This window comes from Sphingobium sp. B12D2B (assembly GCF_025961775.1).
GTDB lineage: Bacteria > Pseudomonadota > Alphaproteobacteria > Sphingomonadales > Sphingomonadaceae > Sphingobium.
Genome location: NZ_JAOQOH010000001.1, coordinates 796,534 through 813,582, shown reverse-complemented (window position 1 = coordinate 813,582; position 17,049 = coordinate 796,534). Strand labels below are relative to the sequence as shown.

Genomic DNA, 17,049 nt, shown 5'->3' with positions numbered 1-17,049 from the left:
CCGCTCTCCAATGAAGAAGACTTCCCTCGTCCTTGCCGGTCTCGTTGCCACGCCTGCCACGGCCGGCACGATCAGCGTGACCATTCCCCGCCTCAATGTCGCCGAATATCACCGCCCCTATGTCGCGGCATGGGTGGAGCCGACCGGCGGCGGCGCGGCGCAGACCATCTTCGTCTGGTATGACGTCAAGCTGCAGGGCCGCGAGCCCGGCACCAAGTGGCTCTCCGATCTGCGCACTTGGTGGCGCAAGGGCGGCCGCAGCCTCAAGCTGCCCGCCGATGGCGTGAGTAGCGCCACCCGCGCACCGGGCACGCACAAGATCGCCCTGCCCGCCACGCTCAAGCCGGGCCAGTACACGCTCTATGTGGAAGCCGCGCGCGAGACCGGCGGGCGCGAGATCGTCTCCATTCCGCTGCAGGTGCCGGCCAAGGGCGGCTCCGCCACCGGCAAGTCCGAACTGGGCGCCATCACCATTTCCGCTCGCTGAGCTTTCCAAGACCCGAAAGGCCACGACCCCATGCGCATCAAGACCGCTCTGCTTGCCGCCGCCGCGCTGATCGCCGCCACGGCGATGCCTGCCAATGCTCACCGCCAGTGGCTGCTCCCCTCCGGCACCATCTTCTCTGGCGAAGACCCGTGGGTGACGGTGGACGCGGCCAGCTCCAACGACCTCTTTTATGCCGATCATAACGCCATGCGGCTCGAAGCCGTCAAGGCCTGGCGGCCGGACGGCAGCGAAGCGCAGATCAAGAATGCCGCCACCGGCCGCTATCGCTCCGTGTTCGACGTGCAGCTCGACCAGCCGGGCACCTGGCGGATCGGCAGCGCGCAATCGGGCGTGATGGGCACGTTCAAGGTCGATGGCGTGGAGTGGCGCCTGGGTGGACGGCGCGGACCGCCGCCGGCACCGGGCGCGCAGGCGCCCGCCAATCAGGTGAGCAGCGTCGCAGAGATTCCGGCCAATGCGACCGACCTCAAGCTGACCGAAACGAGCGGCCGCAATGAGTTCTTCGCCACCAAGGGCGAGCCGAGCGCCATCAAGCCGCTGGGCAAGGGGCTGGAGATGGTGCCGATTACCCACCCGGCGGAGCTGGTGCAGGACGAGCCGGCCAAGCTGCGCTTCCTGGTCGATGGTCAACCGGCGGCCGGCCTCAAGGTCACGCTGGTGCCGGGCGGCAAGCGCTATCGCGATAATGAGGGTGTGTTCGAGGTAACGACCGATGCCGACGGCGTGGCAACGGTGAACTGGCCGATGGCGGGCATGATCTGGCTCAACGCCTCGCTGAGCGACGACAAGCCGGCCACCCCGCGCGTCACGGCGCGGCGGATGAGCTACACCGCCACGCTGGAAGTGATGGCGCCCTGACCATGCTCGGCGCCGTCCCGCGCATCGTCGTGCCCCCGATCCAGTCCGGCGCCCTCGCCGGGATCGACCCGGGCGCGCCGGTGCGGGAGATTGGCGGTGAAACCATGGGCACCATCTGGCGGGCGCGCTTCTGCGCCCCGCCGGATGTGGATGCCGAAGGGCTCAAGCAGGATGTGCAGGCACGGCTCGATGCCATCGTGGCGGATATGAGCCATTGGGCGCCGGATTCCGCCCTCAGCCGCTTCGGCGCGGCGCCGGCTGGGCACTGGACCACCTTGTCCGCCGACTTTGCCGCCGTGATGGAGACCGGCCTCGCTCTTGCCGAGCGCACCGATGGCGCGTTCGATCCGGCCATCGGGCGTTTGACGGATCTCTATGGGCTGGGCCCCAACCCCATGCAAAGCGAGCCGACGGAGGAAGCGCTTGCGCAGGCGCTGACGCAATCGGGCTGGCGACGCCTCGCGTTCGAGCCAACGACCCGCCGGTTGCGTCAGCCGGGCGGCCTCTGGCTGGACCTCTCCGGCATCGCCAAGGGCTATGCCGTCGATGCCGTGGCGGACCTGCTGGCCGAGCGCGGCGTGGCGCATTGCCTTGTCGAGGTGGGCGGCGAATTGGTGGGCCGCGGGATGCGCCCGGATGGCGACCCGTGGTGGGTCGACCTTGAAATTCCGCCGTCCATGCGCGCCCGGCCGATCCGCATCGCCCTGCATCAACTGGCCGTTGCGACCTCCGGCAATTATGTGCGCGGCGCCCACACGCTCGATCCGCGCACCGGGCGGCGGGTGGAGAACGGCGTCGCCTCGGTCAGCGTCCTCCACGCCCGCGCCATGGATGCCGACGCCTGGGCCAGCGCGCTCACCGTGCTCGGACTGCACGCCGGCGCCGCACTGGCGATCCGCGAGGGACTGGCCGTCCACATGCTCGCCCAGGACGGCGCGACGACCCGCGAGTGGATCAGCCCTGCGCTGGCAGAGATGCTGGGCAATTGAGCCCCGCCAGTTACTTCGCCTTCATTTCCCCATTTCATTCGGGTCAAATTTCAGCATCGCCGCACTTTTGAGCGCCGGGTCCCAATGTTCGGCGATCAGGCCGTTTTCGATCCGGTACACATCGAACCAGCTGGTGACATAGGGCTTGCCCGCCTCGTCCTTCATCGGGCGCTCGCTCATCACCAGCACATAATCGCCCTCCGCCACGATCCTGATGATCGGCAGCGTGATGATCGGCAAAATCGGGCGGGCGGGGCGCGAGCCGCGCAGGAAGGCCGCCAGCGCATCCCGGCCCGAGGCGACATTGGGATTGTGCTGGATATATTCCGGCGTGAAGAAGCGCTCGACCAGATCGGCATGGCCGCCCTGCACGATATGGCGATACATGTCGTAAACGAGCTTCTTGTTGGCGGCGAGCTTTGGGTCCGGGCTGGCGAGCATCGCCTGCTGCGCCTCGGCCGAGGCCGCGACCTGCGCATGCCCCAAGCTGGTGACCATGGTCATGGCAACCAACAGCGCCGCGATGGCCGGAATACGCGCAAAAATCCTCATGCTCTCTCCCCTCTCCGTTCCGCCCGTCCATCAGTGCCAGCGGCTCTGGCCTTTGTGCCGCAAAAGTCTCATGCTGGCGAGCCTGAGGGAGAGACCGCATGGACGACCGCAACAATCGCCGGGCCGTAGACCTGCTCAACAGCTTCCCGTTGCTGCTCATTCCGGTGCTGATCTACAATCTGGTCGCGCTGTTCGCCGGCGCGCCGCAGCCGGATCAGACCGAGCCGGCGCTGGCCGCCGTGATGCGGGGCGAGGCCTTCACGCTGCCCATGCTCTCAGGCGTAGTGCTGATGCTGAGCTGGGGTGACATGCTGTTGCTGCTCACCATCGTCTTCCTGCTGGTCGAGGTGGTGCGATCGACGCGGCGCGGGCCATCCTCCATCGCCAATCTGCTGCTAACCATGGCGGTGTTCCTTTTATGCGCGGTCGAGTTCTTGCTCCTCCCGCGCTTTGTCAGCGCCACCTTCTTCCTGCTCACGATGATCGTGCTGCTCCATGGCCTGACCGGCCTGTCGCTCTGGCTGGCAGACCGGCGCCACGCCGCAGCCGCCCCGCCCGCTTAGCGCAAGGCCAGTTCCGCAGGCTTCGGCGCCGGGCCAGCCGCCGCCGCGTCGGCCGTCGCCCCGCCGCGCAGCAGCGTCCCGCAAGCCGGCGCCTGCGCTTCGTCCGGGTCGACAAAGCCGAAGATGGCCCGCACATCCGGCAGCATCATGGACAAGCCAAACAGGCGCTGGGGCCGGAACAGATCGACCGGCTCGCGCAGCACGGTCGGCGCGGCCAGCGTGCCGCCGATCAGGATCGGCGAGGGACGACCGAACCATTCGCGGCTCTTGCCCTGCGCCTGCAAGCGCAGATCGAGCCGTTCGCCGCGCAGATCGAACTCGCCGCGCCCGGTGAGGACATGACCATCGGTATCGATCAGGATCGGGTCTGCCGTCGCCAGCCCGTCGCGGACCGAAAAGGCGATCAGCCCGCAATTGAGGCGGGTCGCATTGTCGGCAGCCTCGCCATCGCCGCCGATCCCTAGGCGCTGGCCGAGGCGCCAGAATATGCCTCCCGCCGAATCCACCCCGTTGCCGCTGCGCGTGCCGAACATCGCAGCACGCAGATTGGTCATATCCAGCTCCGAGGCGCTTGCCCGCGCCATGCCCACGCGCCCGGCCGGCAGCACCAGGGCGATGCGGCCATCGGCATGACCGAGCGTCTCGCGCAGGGTCTCGCCGCGCCCGCTCAGCTGGATGCGCCCGCGCGCCAGCGCCGTTGTCTCGCGCGGGGCGAGGCCCCAGCCGGCCAGCAGCGGCCCCATCGGCGTCGGCGAGAGGCGGATATCGTAGCGGGCAAGCGCCGGGCCTTGCCGCGCATCGATGTAGATATCCGATGAGACGAAGCCGCCCGCCAGATCGACACTGGCCGGCGACAGCATGAACCGCCCATCGATCAGCGCGAGCCGCATGGCGAGATGCGCGGCCTTGAGCGCGGAGCCCGCGTCCCCGACGCCCTCGATCTGCTCGGCCTTGTAGTCGACCACAGCATCGAAACTGCGCAGCGCCCCGGGAGACAGGGTGGCATCCGGCAGCAATGAGGCGACGGGTTGAGGACCTTCGCCATCGGATGGGGACGTCGCAGTGCGCAACCCCAGCACAGCCATGCCGTCCGCCAGATGCAGGGCCTCGGACGCCAGAGACGCCACCACGCGCGGACGGGCGCCGCGTTGATCGAGCGTGAGGCTGCCGCTGAGATCGGTCTCGCCAATCTGCCCTGCGATGCGGCTGAAATGCCAGCCGCCACGCCGTTGCGCGAGCCGGGCCGTCAGCGAAAAGGAGGGCCCCGCCGGAAGATCGATGCGCGCCAGTGCCGCCAGCGCCGCAAGGTCGGGGCCGCGCGCTGCCACACGCAGGTCCGCCCCGGCCAGCCGGAACGGGCTGTCGCTTTCCCCTTCCAGCCGCAGGTCCAGTGTCTCTGCGCCCGCACGCAGGGCAAAGCGGAACGGTTGCCCTTCGGCCGAGTTGCTGGAGCCACTCATGCGGAAGGCATCGCCGGCAAGGCTGGCTCGCCCGGCGAAACGCACCGCGCCCGGACCGCTGCCGACCAGCTTGAGCCAGCTCTCGATCCCGTCACGCTCGTCCCGGTAACGCAGCACGACATCGTCCGCGTCCACCCTCTGCACTCCGGCGACGGCAAACGGACCGTCCCTGCCACCGAGTTTCCAGTTGGCCGCGCCCGTGCTCGCCTGCCGCTCCAGATCAAGCGTGCCGCCGCGCAACCCGAGCGCACGCGGGCCAGAGCGCCCGATCAGCAGATCGAATGTGGAGAAGCGCGCGGTGAGAGCGCGGACATTGAGCAGATCGGGCGCCTGCGCCCAGCCGGCATTGGCGATGCGCACATCGTCCGCAGCCAGTTGCAGGGAGAAAGGCGTCACCAGCAGGCGGACATCGCCCTCAATCGCGACGGCACGGCCCAGCGCGGCGCTCGCCCGGCGCTCGATCGGCTCGCGCAGCAGCGCGGTGCCAAGACCGGCGGCCAGCCCCGCCCAACCCAGCAGCGGCACAGCCAGCGCTGCCCAGAGCAGCGGACGGCGACGGCGGGCGGTCCGAGGCGTGGCAGGGTGAGGATCGCCAGAGGGCGGCAGGTGCAGGGGTACGGTCACGGCGCGCCTGTACTGGCGCGCCGGATCGTCAGCGCTGCCGCCGCCCCACGCTCATCCCCGGAGTTCATGCCGCCGCACTAGCGCCGGCAAGCTGAACCGCCGCTGAGCGCTGGCGCGACTTACTTCTCGAAGGCCGCGCTGATCGTCAGTTCGACCTGGTCGGAGACGATGGGGATCGCATAGGTCATGCCGAAATCCGACCGCTTGATCGCCGCCGTCGCCTCGAAGCCGAGCGTCGCCTTGCCGTTATAAGGATGCTTGCCGGCCCCGGTGAACTCTGCCTGCAGCACAACCGGCCTGGTCACGCCGTTGAGTGTCAGGTCGCCGGTGATCTTCGCGGCGGTGGCGCTCGTCGCGACGACACTGGTGGAGACAAAGCGGGCCGGCGCCGGATCGGGGCCGAAAAAGTCGGGTTTGCCGCCATCCTTGCCGGCGCGCAGCAAATGGCCGTTGAGGCCAGCACTGGCCGTCACCACGCGCGCGACCGGAATGGACACATCCACCTTCGCGGCGGAGAGCTTCGCCGGATCGATCTCCAGCGTGCCGGTGATGTCCCCGAAAATGCCGAAATAGTCGTTGAAGCCGAAGTGATTGGCGCGCCAGCCGACGAGCGTATGGCCCGGATCGGCCTTGTAGATGCCGGCCGCGACCCGGCTGGCATCCTTCTGCCCCGGCAGTTGCGCATCATTCTGCGCGGCCAGCGGCGCCACGACCAGAATGGCCGGCAGGGCCACCAATGCGGTCGCCAGAGCGATCTTCGTTCTTTTCATCATTCCACGGTCCTCCAACCAGTCAAGAAAAGGCGTAGGGATATCGGGCGCTCAGAGCGGCGAATCCGGATTGAACAAGGTCCGCCACATATGGGCGCTCGGGCTGCTATCGAATCCGAGGCCCTCCGCGGGCTGACGGAAGTGGCGGCCGATCACATCCTCGAACGGATCGAGCGAGACCTGCGCACTGGGATCGAAGGCGTAGAGATCGTTCACGGTCACAAGGCGGGCCGCCATGTACCAGCGGTGCTTGCGGACCATCGCGAATTCGCGCTGCACATGCGGCGGCGGGACATAATCCTCGCCGAACATCTCGCGGTAGATATCGGGATAGGTGTAGCCCGTCTCCGCGTCCGGGAAGAAGCGCAGCGCGGCATGATGCCGGATGGCGAAGGCGACCTTCTCGGAGACATAAGGCTCGAAAAGCTGCGCGCTCCAGAAGCCGTGATTCGCGCGCATCATCGCCATCGACAGGTCATGGACGAGGCAGGCGAAGACGATATCCTCATCCATGTTGCGCTTGCGCGCCTGCGTGGCGCTCTGCAGGCAGTGGTTGGACGTGCTCTGAAAGCGCAGGCGAATGAAATCGGCGAGCTTGGGCTTTTCCGGCATGGGCGCCAACACGTCGACAGCCCCCTGCTCGGCGATGAAGACATTGCCGACACCCCGCCGGTAGTGGCGCGTGGGGATCTGCGCATCGACCTGCGCGACGCTGGGGAAGGTGCGCCCCACTGGACCAAGATTATCCGCCAGCGCATGTTCCAGCGCATCGGCCTTAGCCTCCGCGCTCATCGCCGCGACAGCGGCCGCGCCACCGAGCGAGGCGATGAACGCACGCCGCCCGATTCCGCCGACAATATCCTCCGCTGCTCCCGATTGCATGTGATCCCTCCCCGTCTGCCCCGAGACTTTTCAATTGACTTTGTGAACTCCATTGACGGATTTGCGAACAGATTTGTATCTGGATCATGACGTTGCACTGTGTTTTTCCGTCACTCGGAAAACTGACAGGTGCTGATTGACAGTGCTATCCGAATAGCACGCGCAATGGAGGGGAATGATGGGCGGCACGCAAAGCCGGGGCCGGATCGGCGCGGCATTTTCATGTCCATGGGTTACGCAGCACCGGGCGCACGCACCAACCTCGCGCGCCGCCTGGATGCACGCGGAATGACCAGCCCGCGCGGCTCGGCAGAGCGAGTCATCTATCTCCTCAGGCTGGTGATCGAGGGCAGCGAGCAGTTCACGCTCGGCGAGCTTGCGGAGCGGTCGGGCCTGCCGCTCAGTTCCGTCCACCGCCTGCTGCGCCCCTTGCTCACCGAAGGCATCGTCGAGCGCGGCGATGGCCAGACCTACCGCACCGGGCGCGAACTCACGCGGCTGGCCTCACAGCTGATGGCACAATTCGATCCGGTGCGCAGCGCGCGGCCGCTGCTTGCCGGGCTGGTGCGCAAATGGTCGGAGACGGCCGTGCTATGCCTCTATGCCCCGGTTCGGCGCCGCGCCGTGGTCGCCGCTGTGGCCAATGCCGCCTGCGACCATTGCCCGGCGCTGGAAGAAGGCATCGAGATCGAATTGCCTTGGGGATCGCTCGGCCAAGCCATTCTCGCCAGCCTGCCACCGGGTGAGAGCGAGGCCATCTTCCGGTCCATCACCCGCAGCCCCATCGCGGGCAGACCGCCGGCAAAGCGCGCCCAATTCCTCGAGCAGATGCGGTGCATCCGCGACAAGGGCGTCGCGCGCAATCTGGATGAGGAGCTTGGCCTCGCCGGGGTCGCAGCGCCGGTTTTCGATGGCGCGGGACGGCTGATCGGCTCGCTCGGCGTCGTCATGCCCCTGCCCCGCTTCCACGCGGCGCGCGATGCCGATCTCGTCCGTGACGTGGTGAGGGCCGCGAACAGCTTCGCAGGCCGCGCTGCCGACAGCACAGGGCGCGCCCATCCCTTCCACATTCCGGAATTGCGCCCCGATGTCCATTGAGAGGATTGACGCCATGGGGGCCCCGTCCCTGTCTGGCAGGCAGAGCTGCACACTGTGCGCAATGGGGAGAGGCGGGGTGACACATATTGGCCGATTACAGGGCAAGCGCCGTGCGCCCGATTACTGAGCCGCTGCCCATCGGCCGGGAGAGCGCGGCCGGCCCATCCCCTCTGCCCAAGGAACAGCGGGCGCCCTGGCCCTGGCAATCGACCTGGCCATTCGCAATGCTGATGGTCGTCTCCATCTTCAACTATCTGGACCGGTCCCTGCTCGGCCTCGCCTTGCCGGCGATCAAGGCGGAGATGGGCGTTTCCGACACCGCGCTCGGGCTGGTTTCGGGCGTTGCTTTCATCGTGATCTATTCGCTGATGGGCCTGCCCATCGCGTGGGCGGCCGACCGGTTCAATCGCCGTACGATCATTTCCATCGGACTCGCCTTCTGGAGCGCCGTCACACTCGCGACTGGCTGGGTTACCAACATTTGGCAACTTGCTTTCGCACGCTTCTGCCTGGGCGCGGGAGAGGCCAGCAGCACGGCGCCGGCCAATTCCATGATCGCCGACCTGTTTCACCCCACCAGACGCCCGCTGGCCTTGGCGATCTACGGCGTCGCGGCGACCATTTCGCACATCGTACTGTTCCCGGTCGCCGGCTGGATCGCGGAAACCTATGGCTGGCGCGCCATGTTCATTGCCGCCGGCGTGCCGGGCATCGTGGCTGCGCTGGTCTTTCGGCTCACGGTCCGCGAGCCGGCCCGCACGGCTGTTCGGCCGGCGCACAACCGCTCGCCGATTGTCGCGATCAGAACCGACGTGCGCGCGTTGCTGGCCAACCGATGCTATGCCTGGATGCTGCTCGGCATGACGTTCATGGGATCCAACATCTGGGCGACCGGCTCCTGGACGCCGACCTTCTTCCAGCGCGTCCACGGCCTGACCATGGCGGAAGCGGCGACGATCATCGGCCCCTCACGCGGTTTTCTCGGCGCGGCGGGCATTCTCCTGGGCGGCCTGCTGGTCGATAGGCTGCGTAAGAGCCAGTTGCGCTGGCGGGTCGGCATTCCGGCGCTCGCCTGCCTGGCGATCGGCCCCGCGGAACTGCTGTTTCTGCTCGGCGAGGAGACCGCGATCTGGGTGCTGGGCTTTGCCGGCGCCAGCTTCTTCACCCTGCTGCATCAGGGGCCGATCTACGCCGCCGTCGTCAATGTGGTAGCGCCCGACCAGCGCGCGCTGGCCATCGCGATGCTGCTGCTGGGCGGCGGCCTCGTCGGCAACATCATTGGCCCGACGGCGGTCGGCATTCTCAACGATGTGCTGGCGGCGGACTTCGGCCAGTCCGCCATCCGCTATTCCCTGCTGCTCATCGCGATCACGCCGCTCTGTGCCGGCGCCTGCTTCTGGCAAGCCTCGCGCCTCTACGTGCGCACCGCGAATGAGGAGGGTTGAGCAGCACTGCGCGACGAGTTGATTTCGGAAATCGTGTTCGCTGCTCAACGCCGCCATGCCCTCCTTCCATATATTAGAAATCCTGCCTTCATCGCGTGACAAAAGAAAATTGATTTTGTATACCGAGACTCATGAAGGGGATTTCTGAAACGGCGCGCAAGAGAATGAGCGCGATGGCAGGAGAGGCAGCCCGGTTCGGCGGATCACGCCAGGGCGCTGCTGTGATTCTTGCGGCGGGCGCAGTCTATCTGGCCGCGCTCGGCGCTGCCTTCCCTGTGCAGGGCGACGAGCCGACCGCCGTGGCGGAGAATGCGCCGCACCCGATGATCGGCAAATACTGCATGTCCTGCCATGATTCGGAGGAGCGCGTGGCTGGCCTCTCCTTCGAGGGGATGGACTTCGACCATACCGGCAAGAATGCGGCCATCTGGGAAAAGGTGGTGCGCAAGGTGAGCGCAGGTGCCATGCCGCCGCTCAACAGCCCTCGGCCCGAGGCGGGCGAACTGGCCTCCTTTCTGGGCGAATTGACCGACCGGCTCGATTCCACGCCCGCGCCACTGCCCTCGGCCAACCTGCGCCGCCTGAACAGAACAGAATATGCCAATGCCGTGCGCGATCTCATCGGGCTGGAGATCAATCCGGCGGACTTCCTGCCACCCGATGCCGCGACCGGCGGGTTCGACAATATCTCCAGCGTACTGACCACCTCCCCGGCGCTCATTCAGGGCTATCTCAATGCCGGGCTCAAGATCAGCAGCATCGCCACGGGCGCTTCAACGCTCGAACTGACGCGGACTGTTTACAACGCGCCGGGCAAACTCGTGCAGACCAAGCATCTGGAAGGGCTGCCGCTCGGCACCCGGGGCGGGATGCGGGTCAACCATTTCTTCCCGGTCGACGGCACCTACGAGATCAGCGTGCGCACCAGCACCGGCGGATTCATCGCCGGACGCCGGGCGCCGGCCCCCATGCCGGCCGTCAACCTCACCATCGATGGCCGCCGGGTCGCGCTGGGCAAGGGCGACAAGGTCCGCGTGAAGCTGGGCGCCGGGCGGCGAACGATCACGGCGGCGCTGCTCGATGAGGTCGCCGGCGCGGGCGTGAACGACATCTATGCCAATTATCTAACCAAGGGCCTCGTCCTCAACGTCGCGGTCAACGGGCCATTCACGACGCAGGGGCCGGGCCGCAGCGCGCCACGCGCCACGGTCTTCTCCTGCCGCCCGAAGAGCTGGATGGAGGAAAAGCCCTGCGCCCGCGCGATCCTGACGCGCCTCGGCAGCCTTGCCTTCCGCCGCCCGCTCAAGCCGATGGGCGGCGAGGTGGACGCCATCATGAAAATGTATGACGCGGGCCGGGCGCAAGGCACGTTCGAGGACGGTGTCCGCGCGGGCCTCTCCTACATTCTCGTTGATCCCCGCTTCATTTACCGGTTCGAGCAGCCGGTCGCGCAGGACAAGTTCGCAATCAGCGATCTCGACCTCGCCTCGCGCCTCTCCTTCTTCCTGTGGAGCAGCATCCCCGACCAGCAATTGCTCGATCTGGCGGCGCAGAACAAGCTCAGCGACCCGGCCGTGCTGGACCAGCAGGTCAACCGCATGCTCGCGGACCCGAGGGCGGAAGCGCTGGTCGACAATTTCGCGACCCAGTGGCTGCATCTGCGCGAATTGCGCTCGGTCCAGCGCGAGAGCCCGGCGTTCGATGACAATCTGCGCGTCGCTTTCGAGAATGAGACCAAGGGCCTCGTTCGCTATGTGATGCTGCAGAACCGCCCGATCCGCGATCTGCTCGATGCGGACTACACGTTCGTCAACGAGCGGCTGGCCCAGCATTATGGCATTAGCGGCGTGCGCGGCGACTATTTCCGCAAGGTCAGCCTGCCCAAGGACAGCGTGCGCCGTGGCCTGCTCGGGCAAGGTGCGATCCTCACCGTCACCTCCGTCGCCAACAGAACCTCGCCGGTCATTCGCGGTGCGTGGGTGCTGGAGAACATCCTCGGCGTGAAGCCGCCGCCGCCGCCGCCGGGCGTGGAGACCAATCTCGACGCGAATGCCGAGGCCACGAGCCTGCGCCAGCGCCTTGCCGTGCATCGCGAGAACAAGGTGTGCGCCTCCTGCCATAATATGATGGACCCCATCGGCCTGGCGTTGGAGAATTACGATCTGGTCGGCCAGTGGCGGACGCGGGACGGCGCCTTCCCGGTCGATGCCTCCGGCGTGATGTCCGACGGCACCAAGATCAATGGCCCGCGCGATCTGCGCAACGCCATCCTCGCCCGCTCGGACGCCTTCACCCACACCTTCATCGAGAAGCTGATGACCTTCGCCATCGGCCGCGAACTTACCTTTGCCGACATGCCGGAAGTACGCCGGATCGCTCGGACCAGCGCCGGCAATGGCGATCGCTTCCAGACGATCCTGCGCGGCGTCGTCACCAGCCGGCAGTTCCGGATGCCGGCGGGCAGCCAGAAAGATCGGCTGCGCGTGTCGCCCAGCCAGTTGACCTGGAACACCAGCCGGCAGCCGCCCGCCATGATTGGGAGAAAGAAGTGATGAACGGCGATGACTTTTCGGGCGATGGCGCGGGCATATTCGACCGGCGCAGCGTGATCGCCGCCGGCTCGCTGCTTTCGCTGGCGCTCTCGTCGGGTGTGGCGATGGCCGCGGAAGCCCTGCGCGGTGACGAACTACCGCTGCGCACCACGGGTCTGGAACATATCGGCATGCTGGTGCCGGACGTGACGAAGGCCGCGCAATTCTATGGCCGCTTGTTCAATCCGGCGGTCCACAAGGAGGCCGATCCGCCGCTGCGTTATTATGTCGTGCTGGGCAAGGGCTATATCGCTCTGGGATCGCGCGCCACCGCGCCCGATCCGGCGATCGACCATTATTGCGTGTTGCTCGAGAAATACGACCGCAAGGCGATGGATGCGCGCCTCGAGCGTGAAGGGCTGGCCCCGGCGATGCGCGGCATCGTCTACGATCCCGATCACATTGGCCTGCAATTGCTGGAAGAACCGGCCGGCCTCGCCATCACGACGGTGCCGGCCGGAAACATCGTGGAGGGCGCGCCCCTCGTCACCCCGCTCAAGATGGAAAGCATCCTGCTGCGCGTCAGCGATCTGGCTGCGACGAGCAAGTTCATGTCGCTCTTCTTCAAGGAGATGCGCGCGCCGGTGCCGGGCCAGCGCTGGTTCGCCGCCGCGAACACCCCCATCGCCATCCGCCAGACGGTGGGCCGGGAAAAGCCGGCCGTGGATGACTGGACGGTGAGTTGCCGCCGCTTCGACAGTGGCAAGGTCGCCGCCGCGCTCGCGCAGATGGGGGCAGTCATCCTCCCTTCCGCGCCCGGCACGCTGCGCCTGCTCGATCCCAATGGTTTGCCGCTCACGATGAAGATGGCCGGCTGATGCGCCGGCCCGCCCCGCCCTTTTCCGCTTGGCTCTGAGGTCTGGAGACGTCGATGACCTACCTTACCCGCAAATCGCTTTCGCGCCGAACCGTGCTTCGCGGGGCCGGCGCCTGTCTTGCGCTCCCCTTCCTGGAATCGATGATACCCGCCGCATCATCAGGGCTGCCACCGGCGCGGACGCGGCTGGGCTTCTTCTATGTGCCCCATGGCGCGGTGATGGACAGGTTCCGGCCGGCAACGTTGGGGGCCGGCTTCGAGCTGTCGCCCACGCTGCGCCCGCTTGCGGCCTTTCACGACAAGATCAACGTCATCAGCGATCTGACGCTGCCGCTCGCTTACACGCAGGATGCCTCGGCTGCGGCCAATCACAGCAGCTCCTCCGCCGTCTACCTCTCCGGCACGGCGATGACCAAGAATGTGAACAAGCTCGGCATGACGGCGGATCAGGTCGCCGCCAAGCATCTGGGCCAGGATACGCCCCTGCCCTCGCTCGAACTCGGCATCGAGGAGCCCTCGGCGATCTGCGGCGAAGGCTGGAGCTGCGCCTATCGCGACACGATCAGCTGGCAGGACGCCAACACACCGCTGCCGATCCAGCGCAACCCGCAACTGCTGTTCGAGCGCCTGTTCGGCGCCGGTGGCACGCCGGAGGAACGCGCCGCGATCTGGAGTGAATCGCGCAGCATGCTGGACACGGTGACCGACCAGACGCGCAAGCTCTCAGCCGATCTGCCGGCCGAGGACCGGCGGCGGCTCGACCAGTATCTCACCGACGTGCGCGAGGTCGAACGGCGGCTGGAACTGACCCAGGCACAGACCAGCCACGACATCGTGGTGCCGGAAAAGCCCATCGGCATTCCCGAGGATTTCGAAACGCACATCAAGATGATGTTCGATCTGCAGGTGCTGGCGTGGCAGACGGAACTGACCCGCATTTCCACATTGATGCTGGCCGTCGAGAACAGCAACCGCATCTACCCGGGCAGCGGCGTGATGGAGAGCTTCCATCCGCTCTCGCACCACAGCAACGTGCCGGCCAATAAGGACAGGCTGGCGCAGCTCAATGCCTATCACGTCTCCATGTTCGGCTATCTGCTCGAGAAAATGGCCAGCACGCCCGATGGCAATGGCTCGCTGCTCGACAACAGCATTCTGATGTGGGGCAGCGGGATGAGCGATTCCAACGTTCATAATCACGGCCCTCTGCCGATCGTCGTCGCGGGTGGCGGCTCGGGCAAGATCGCTGGCAAGCGCCACATCAGCGGCGGCGTCGGCAAGGATCGTCCGCTCTCCAACCTGCTGCTCTCCATCCTGCAAAAGGCGGGCGCACCGGTGGAAAGCTTCGGCGACAGCGACGGCACGATCGACATCTGATGCCGGCCACAAGCAAACGCATCGCGCTGGCAGGCCTGGCGCTCCTGGCGCTCGCCCTTGTCGCCTTCCTGCTGCTGCGTCCGCAGCGCCCGGTGCTGCCGCCGGCCAAGGCGCAGGAGCTGGGCGTGCAGATGGCCTCGGCGGCGCGCGACAATCAGCTAAAGCGCATGTACGAGCTGGTCGATAGCGGCGCTAATCTCGATGCCCGCTCGCCCGACGGCACGCCTGCGCTGCATTGGCTGGCGCGGCGCAACCTCGCGGACGATGTCGACCGCCTGCTTGATCTTGGCGCCAATGCGGGGCTCGCGAACGAATATGGCCTGACGCCCTTGCATGTGGCCGCCGAATTTGGCGCGTCGGCAGTGCTGCGCCGCCTGCTCAAGGCCGGCGCGCCTGTGGATACCCTCTCCCACACCGGCCAGACCGCGCTCATGATTGCCGCAGGCGAAGGGGACGGCGCCAACGTCAAGGCGCTGCTGGCGGCCGGCGCGAACCCCAATTTCACCGACAAGGCCTATGGCCAGACCCCGCTGATGCTCGCGGTGCGCGGCGGCAGCGTGGAGGCAGTGCAGGCGCTCATCGAGGCCGGCGCCAACGTCAATGCGGCCACGAAGCTGGGCAGGAAGCCCGAGTTCCGCGCGCCCGGCGAAGGCGGCGGCTCGCATGGCGATGGCATCGTGCGCGGCGGCGTGCCGCCCGAGGGTTCGCGCGCCGAGTGGCCCGGCAAGATCACCCCGCTCCACCTCGCCGCCCGCGAGGGCACGGTCGAGATGGCCAAGGCGCTGGTCGAGGCCGGCTCGAAGATCGAGCAGCCCGAGGCCAATGATGCGCGCCCGCTGCTCGTGGCGGTGCTCAATGACAATGTGCCGGTCGCCCAATATCTGCTGGACAAGGGCGCCAATCCCAACGCCGCCGATTGGTACGGCCGCACGCCGCTCTGGGCCGCTGTCGACGTGCGCAACATGGAGCTGGATACCGACACCGCCAAACAGAAGGGCGTGGATCGTCCCCGTGCGCTCAAGTTCATCGGCGCGCTGCTCAACAAGGGCGCCAACCCCAATGCGCGGGTGATGCGCTATCCGCCGACCCGCTTCTGGCTGCTGACGGCTGGCTCCCTGTCCTGGGTCGATTTCACTGGGCAGACGGCGTTTCTGCGTGCCGCCCTTTCCGGCGATGTGGACGCCATGAAGCTGCTCGCCAGCAAGGGCGCCGACCCCAATATCACGACGAACAACGGCACGACGCCGCTGATGGCCGCCGCCGGCATCAACTGGGTGTTCTTCCAGACGTTCGACGAGGGCGAGGACAAGCTGCTCGAAGCCGTGCGCCTTTGCCACGAGCGGTTCGGGCAGGATCTGAACGCGACGAATGCCATGGGGCTGGCCGCCGTTCATGGGGCTGCCAATCGCGGATCGAACAAGATCCTGGCCTATCTGGCGAGCAAGGGCGCGCGCTTCGACATTCGGGATGCCGAGGGCCGCACGCCCTACACCTGGGCGAAGGGCGTATTCCTGGCGACGACCGCCGCAGAACCGAAGCCGGAGTCCATGAAGCTGATCGAGCAGGTCTGCGCGCGTACCGGGCAATCCTGCGGCATCAACTGACATCGTCCGGACACAGCGGACCGCATCATTCGGGGGATTTTCGTGCAGGACTTCATCTTCTTCCTCGGTCGCTTCCACGTTCTCGTGCTGCACCTGCCGATCGGCATTCTGATGCTGGCGATCGGACTGGAGATCGCGACGCGCTGGCCGCGCTTCGCCGCCCTGCGTCCTGCCGTCCCGGCGACATGGCTGATCGGCGCGCTCTGCGCCTTTCTGACCGTGACATTGGGCTATATGCACGCGAGCGAGCCCGGCTTCACCGGCGAGGCGGTCAACTGGCACCGCTGGAGCGGCGTGCTGCTGGCAGCCAGCGCGCTGCTGGTCTGGGCCTGGCAGCGCGAATTCCCGAACATCTATGACCGAGGCTGGCCGCTCGCCTGCCTGATCACCGGAGGGTTGCTCGTGGCCACCGGCCATTTCGGCGGCAATCTGACGCACGGCCCTACCTACCTCACCGAATTCGCGCCCGGCCCGCTACGCTCTGGCCCCGGTGGCCGGCCTCCGGTGACCAATGTTGCCGATGCGGACATCTTCCTCGATGTGGTCCACCCTACCCTGCAGACGCGCTGCGCCTCCTGCCACAATGATGACAAGCGCCGCGGCGCCCTCTCCATGGCGACCTACAAGAGCCTGATGGAAGGCGGCGAGAGCGGCGCGGTGATCGATCCGGGCGAGAAGCAGCGCAGCGACCTGTATCGCCGCATCACCCTGCGTGCCGACCACAAGGACTTCATGCCCAAGAACGGCCGCACGCCGCTCACCCCGGATGAAGTTGCGGTCATCGGCTGGTGGATCGAGGCCGGCGCCCTGCCGGAAGGCACGGTGGGCAAGCTGAATGCACCCGAGGACATCCGCGCCAAAATCGCCAAGGTGCTCGGCCTTTAACCGCAAGCGGCCAGGCGAGACCCGCC

At 66.9% G+C, this 17,049-nt stretch carries 15 protein-coding genes; 11 read left to right on the top strand and 4 right to left on the bottom strand.

Annotation, left to right across the window (positions count from 1 at the left end):
- Positions 1–10 precede the first annotated feature (10 nt).
- Genes M2335_RS03900 through M2335_RS03890 form a run of 3 tightly spaced genes read left to right on the top strand, consistent with a single transcriptional unit; the run spans position 11 to position 2,355 of the window.
- The gene (locus M2335_RS03900) at positions 11–487 is read left to right on the top strand and encodes a DUF2271 domain-containing protein (protein WP_181560645.1); all 477 of its coding nucleotides are present in this window, start codon (positions 11–13) and stop codon (positions 485–487) included.
- 30 nt (positions 488–517) lie between these two features.
- Positions 518–1,366 (top strand): DUF4198 domain-containing protein, encoded by an 849-nt coding sequence (locus M2335_RS03895; RefSeq protein ID WP_264593847.1) that lies wholly within the window; start codon positions 518–520, stop codon positions 1,364–1,366.
- Between the two features lie 2 nt (positions 1,367–1,368).
- Entirely contained in the window at positions 1,369–2,355 is a 987-nt protein-coding gene (locus M2335_RS03890) for an FAD:protein FMN transferase (protein WP_319801186.1), read from the top strand.
- Positions 2,356–2,376: 21 nt separating this feature from the next.
- Here the strand turns inward: M2335_RS03890 and M2335_RS03885 are convergent, their stop codons facing one another.
- Positions 2,377–2,907, bottom strand: a complete 531-nt coding sequence (locus M2335_RS03885) for a nuclear transport factor 2 family protein (RefSeq protein ID WP_264593846.1) — start codon at positions 2,905–2,907, stop codon at positions 2,377–2,379.
- Positions 2,908–3,005: 98 nt separating this feature from the next.
- Between M2335_RS03885 and M2335_RS03880 the strand changes: the two genes are divergently transcribed.
- On the top strand, positions 3,006–3,470 hold the full coding sequence (locus M2335_RS03880; protein ID WP_264593845.1) for a hypothetical protein: 465 nt from the start codon (positions 3,006–3,008) through the stop codon (positions 3,468–3,470).
- Here the strand turns inward: M2335_RS03880 and M2335_RS03875 are convergent.
- The 3 genes from M2335_RS03875 to M2335_RS03865 all read right to left on the bottom strand — a co-directional run bounded on the left by M2335_RS03875 (position 3,467) and on the right by M2335_RS03865 (position 7,206).
- A complete protein-coding gene (locus tag M2335_RS03875) occupies positions 3,467–5,554 on the bottom strand; it encodes an AsmA family protein (protein WP_264593844.1) in 2,088 nt (695 codons plus the stop codon). The genes M2335_RS03880 and M2335_RS03875 overlap by 4 nt on opposite strands.
- Positions 5,555–5,673: 119 nt before the next feature.
- Complete coding sequence (locus M2335_RS03870; protein WP_264593843.1) at positions 5,674–6,327, bottom strand: YceI family protein; 654 nt, start codon at positions 6,325–6,327, stop codon at positions 5,674–5,676.
- A gap of 48 nt (positions 6,328–6,375) precedes the next feature.
- Positions 6,376–7,206 (bottom strand): hypothetical protein, encoded by an 831-nt coding sequence (locus M2335_RS03865; RefSeq protein WP_264593842.1) that lies wholly within the window; start codon positions 7,204–7,206, stop codon positions 6,376–6,378.
- 288 nt (positions 7,207–7,494) lie between these two features.
- Here M2335_RS03865 and M2335_RS03860 point away from each other — a divergent pair, with 288 nt between their 5' ends.
- The 7 genes from M2335_RS03860 to M2335_RS03830 all read left to right on the top strand — a co-directional run bounded on the left by M2335_RS03860 (position 7,495) and on the right by M2335_RS03830 (position 17,023).
- A complete protein-coding gene (locus M2335_RS03860; protein WP_264593841.1) occupies positions 7,495–8,304 on the top strand; it encodes an IclR family transcriptional regulator in 810 nt (269 codons plus the stop codon).
- A 110-nt stretch (positions 8,305–8,414) separates the two neighbouring features.
- Positions 8,415–9,749 (top strand): spinster family MFS transporter, encoded by a 1,335-nt coding sequence (locus M2335_RS03855; protein ID WP_264593840.1) that lies wholly within the window; start codon positions 8,415–8,417, stop codon positions 9,747–9,749.
- 173 nt (positions 9,750–9,922) lie between these two features.
- The gene (locus tag M2335_RS03850) at positions 9,923–12,301 is read left to right on the top strand and encodes a DUF1592 domain-containing protein (RefSeq protein ID WP_264585785.1); all 2,379 of its coding nucleotides are present in this window, start codon (positions 9,923–9,925) and stop codon (positions 12,299–12,301) included.
- Complete coding sequence (locus M2335_RS03845; protein WP_264593839.1) at positions 12,301–13,158, top strand: VOC family protein; 858 nt, start codon at positions 12,301–12,303, stop codon at positions 13,156–13,158. Before M2335_RS03850 ends, M2335_RS03845 begins: the two co-directional genes overlap by 1 nt.
- Positions 13,159–13,211: 53 nt before the next feature.
- Positions 13,212–14,534: a DUF1552 domain-containing protein gene (locus M2335_RS03840; RefSeq protein ID WP_264579780.1), complete on the top strand. Its 1,323-nt coding sequence runs from the start codon at positions 13,212–13,214 to the stop codon at positions 14,532–14,534.
- Positions 14,534–16,138 carry an ankyrin repeat domain-containing protein gene (locus M2335_RS03835; RefSeq protein WP_264593838.1) on the top strand — a complete coding sequence of 535 codons (1,605 nt, stop codon included), beginning with the start codon at positions 14,534–14,536 and terminating at the stop codon, positions 16,136–16,138. The genes M2335_RS03840 and M2335_RS03835 overlap by 1 nt, the downstream gene beginning before the upstream one ends.
- Before the next feature lie 42 nt (positions 16,139–16,180).
- Positions 16,181–17,023, top strand: coding sequence for a c-type cytochrome domain-containing protein (locus M2335_RS03830; RefSeq protein ID WP_264593837.1), 843 nt, complete (start codon positions 16,181–16,183; stop codon positions 17,021–17,023).
- Positions 17,024–17,049: the final 26 nt, after the last annotated feature.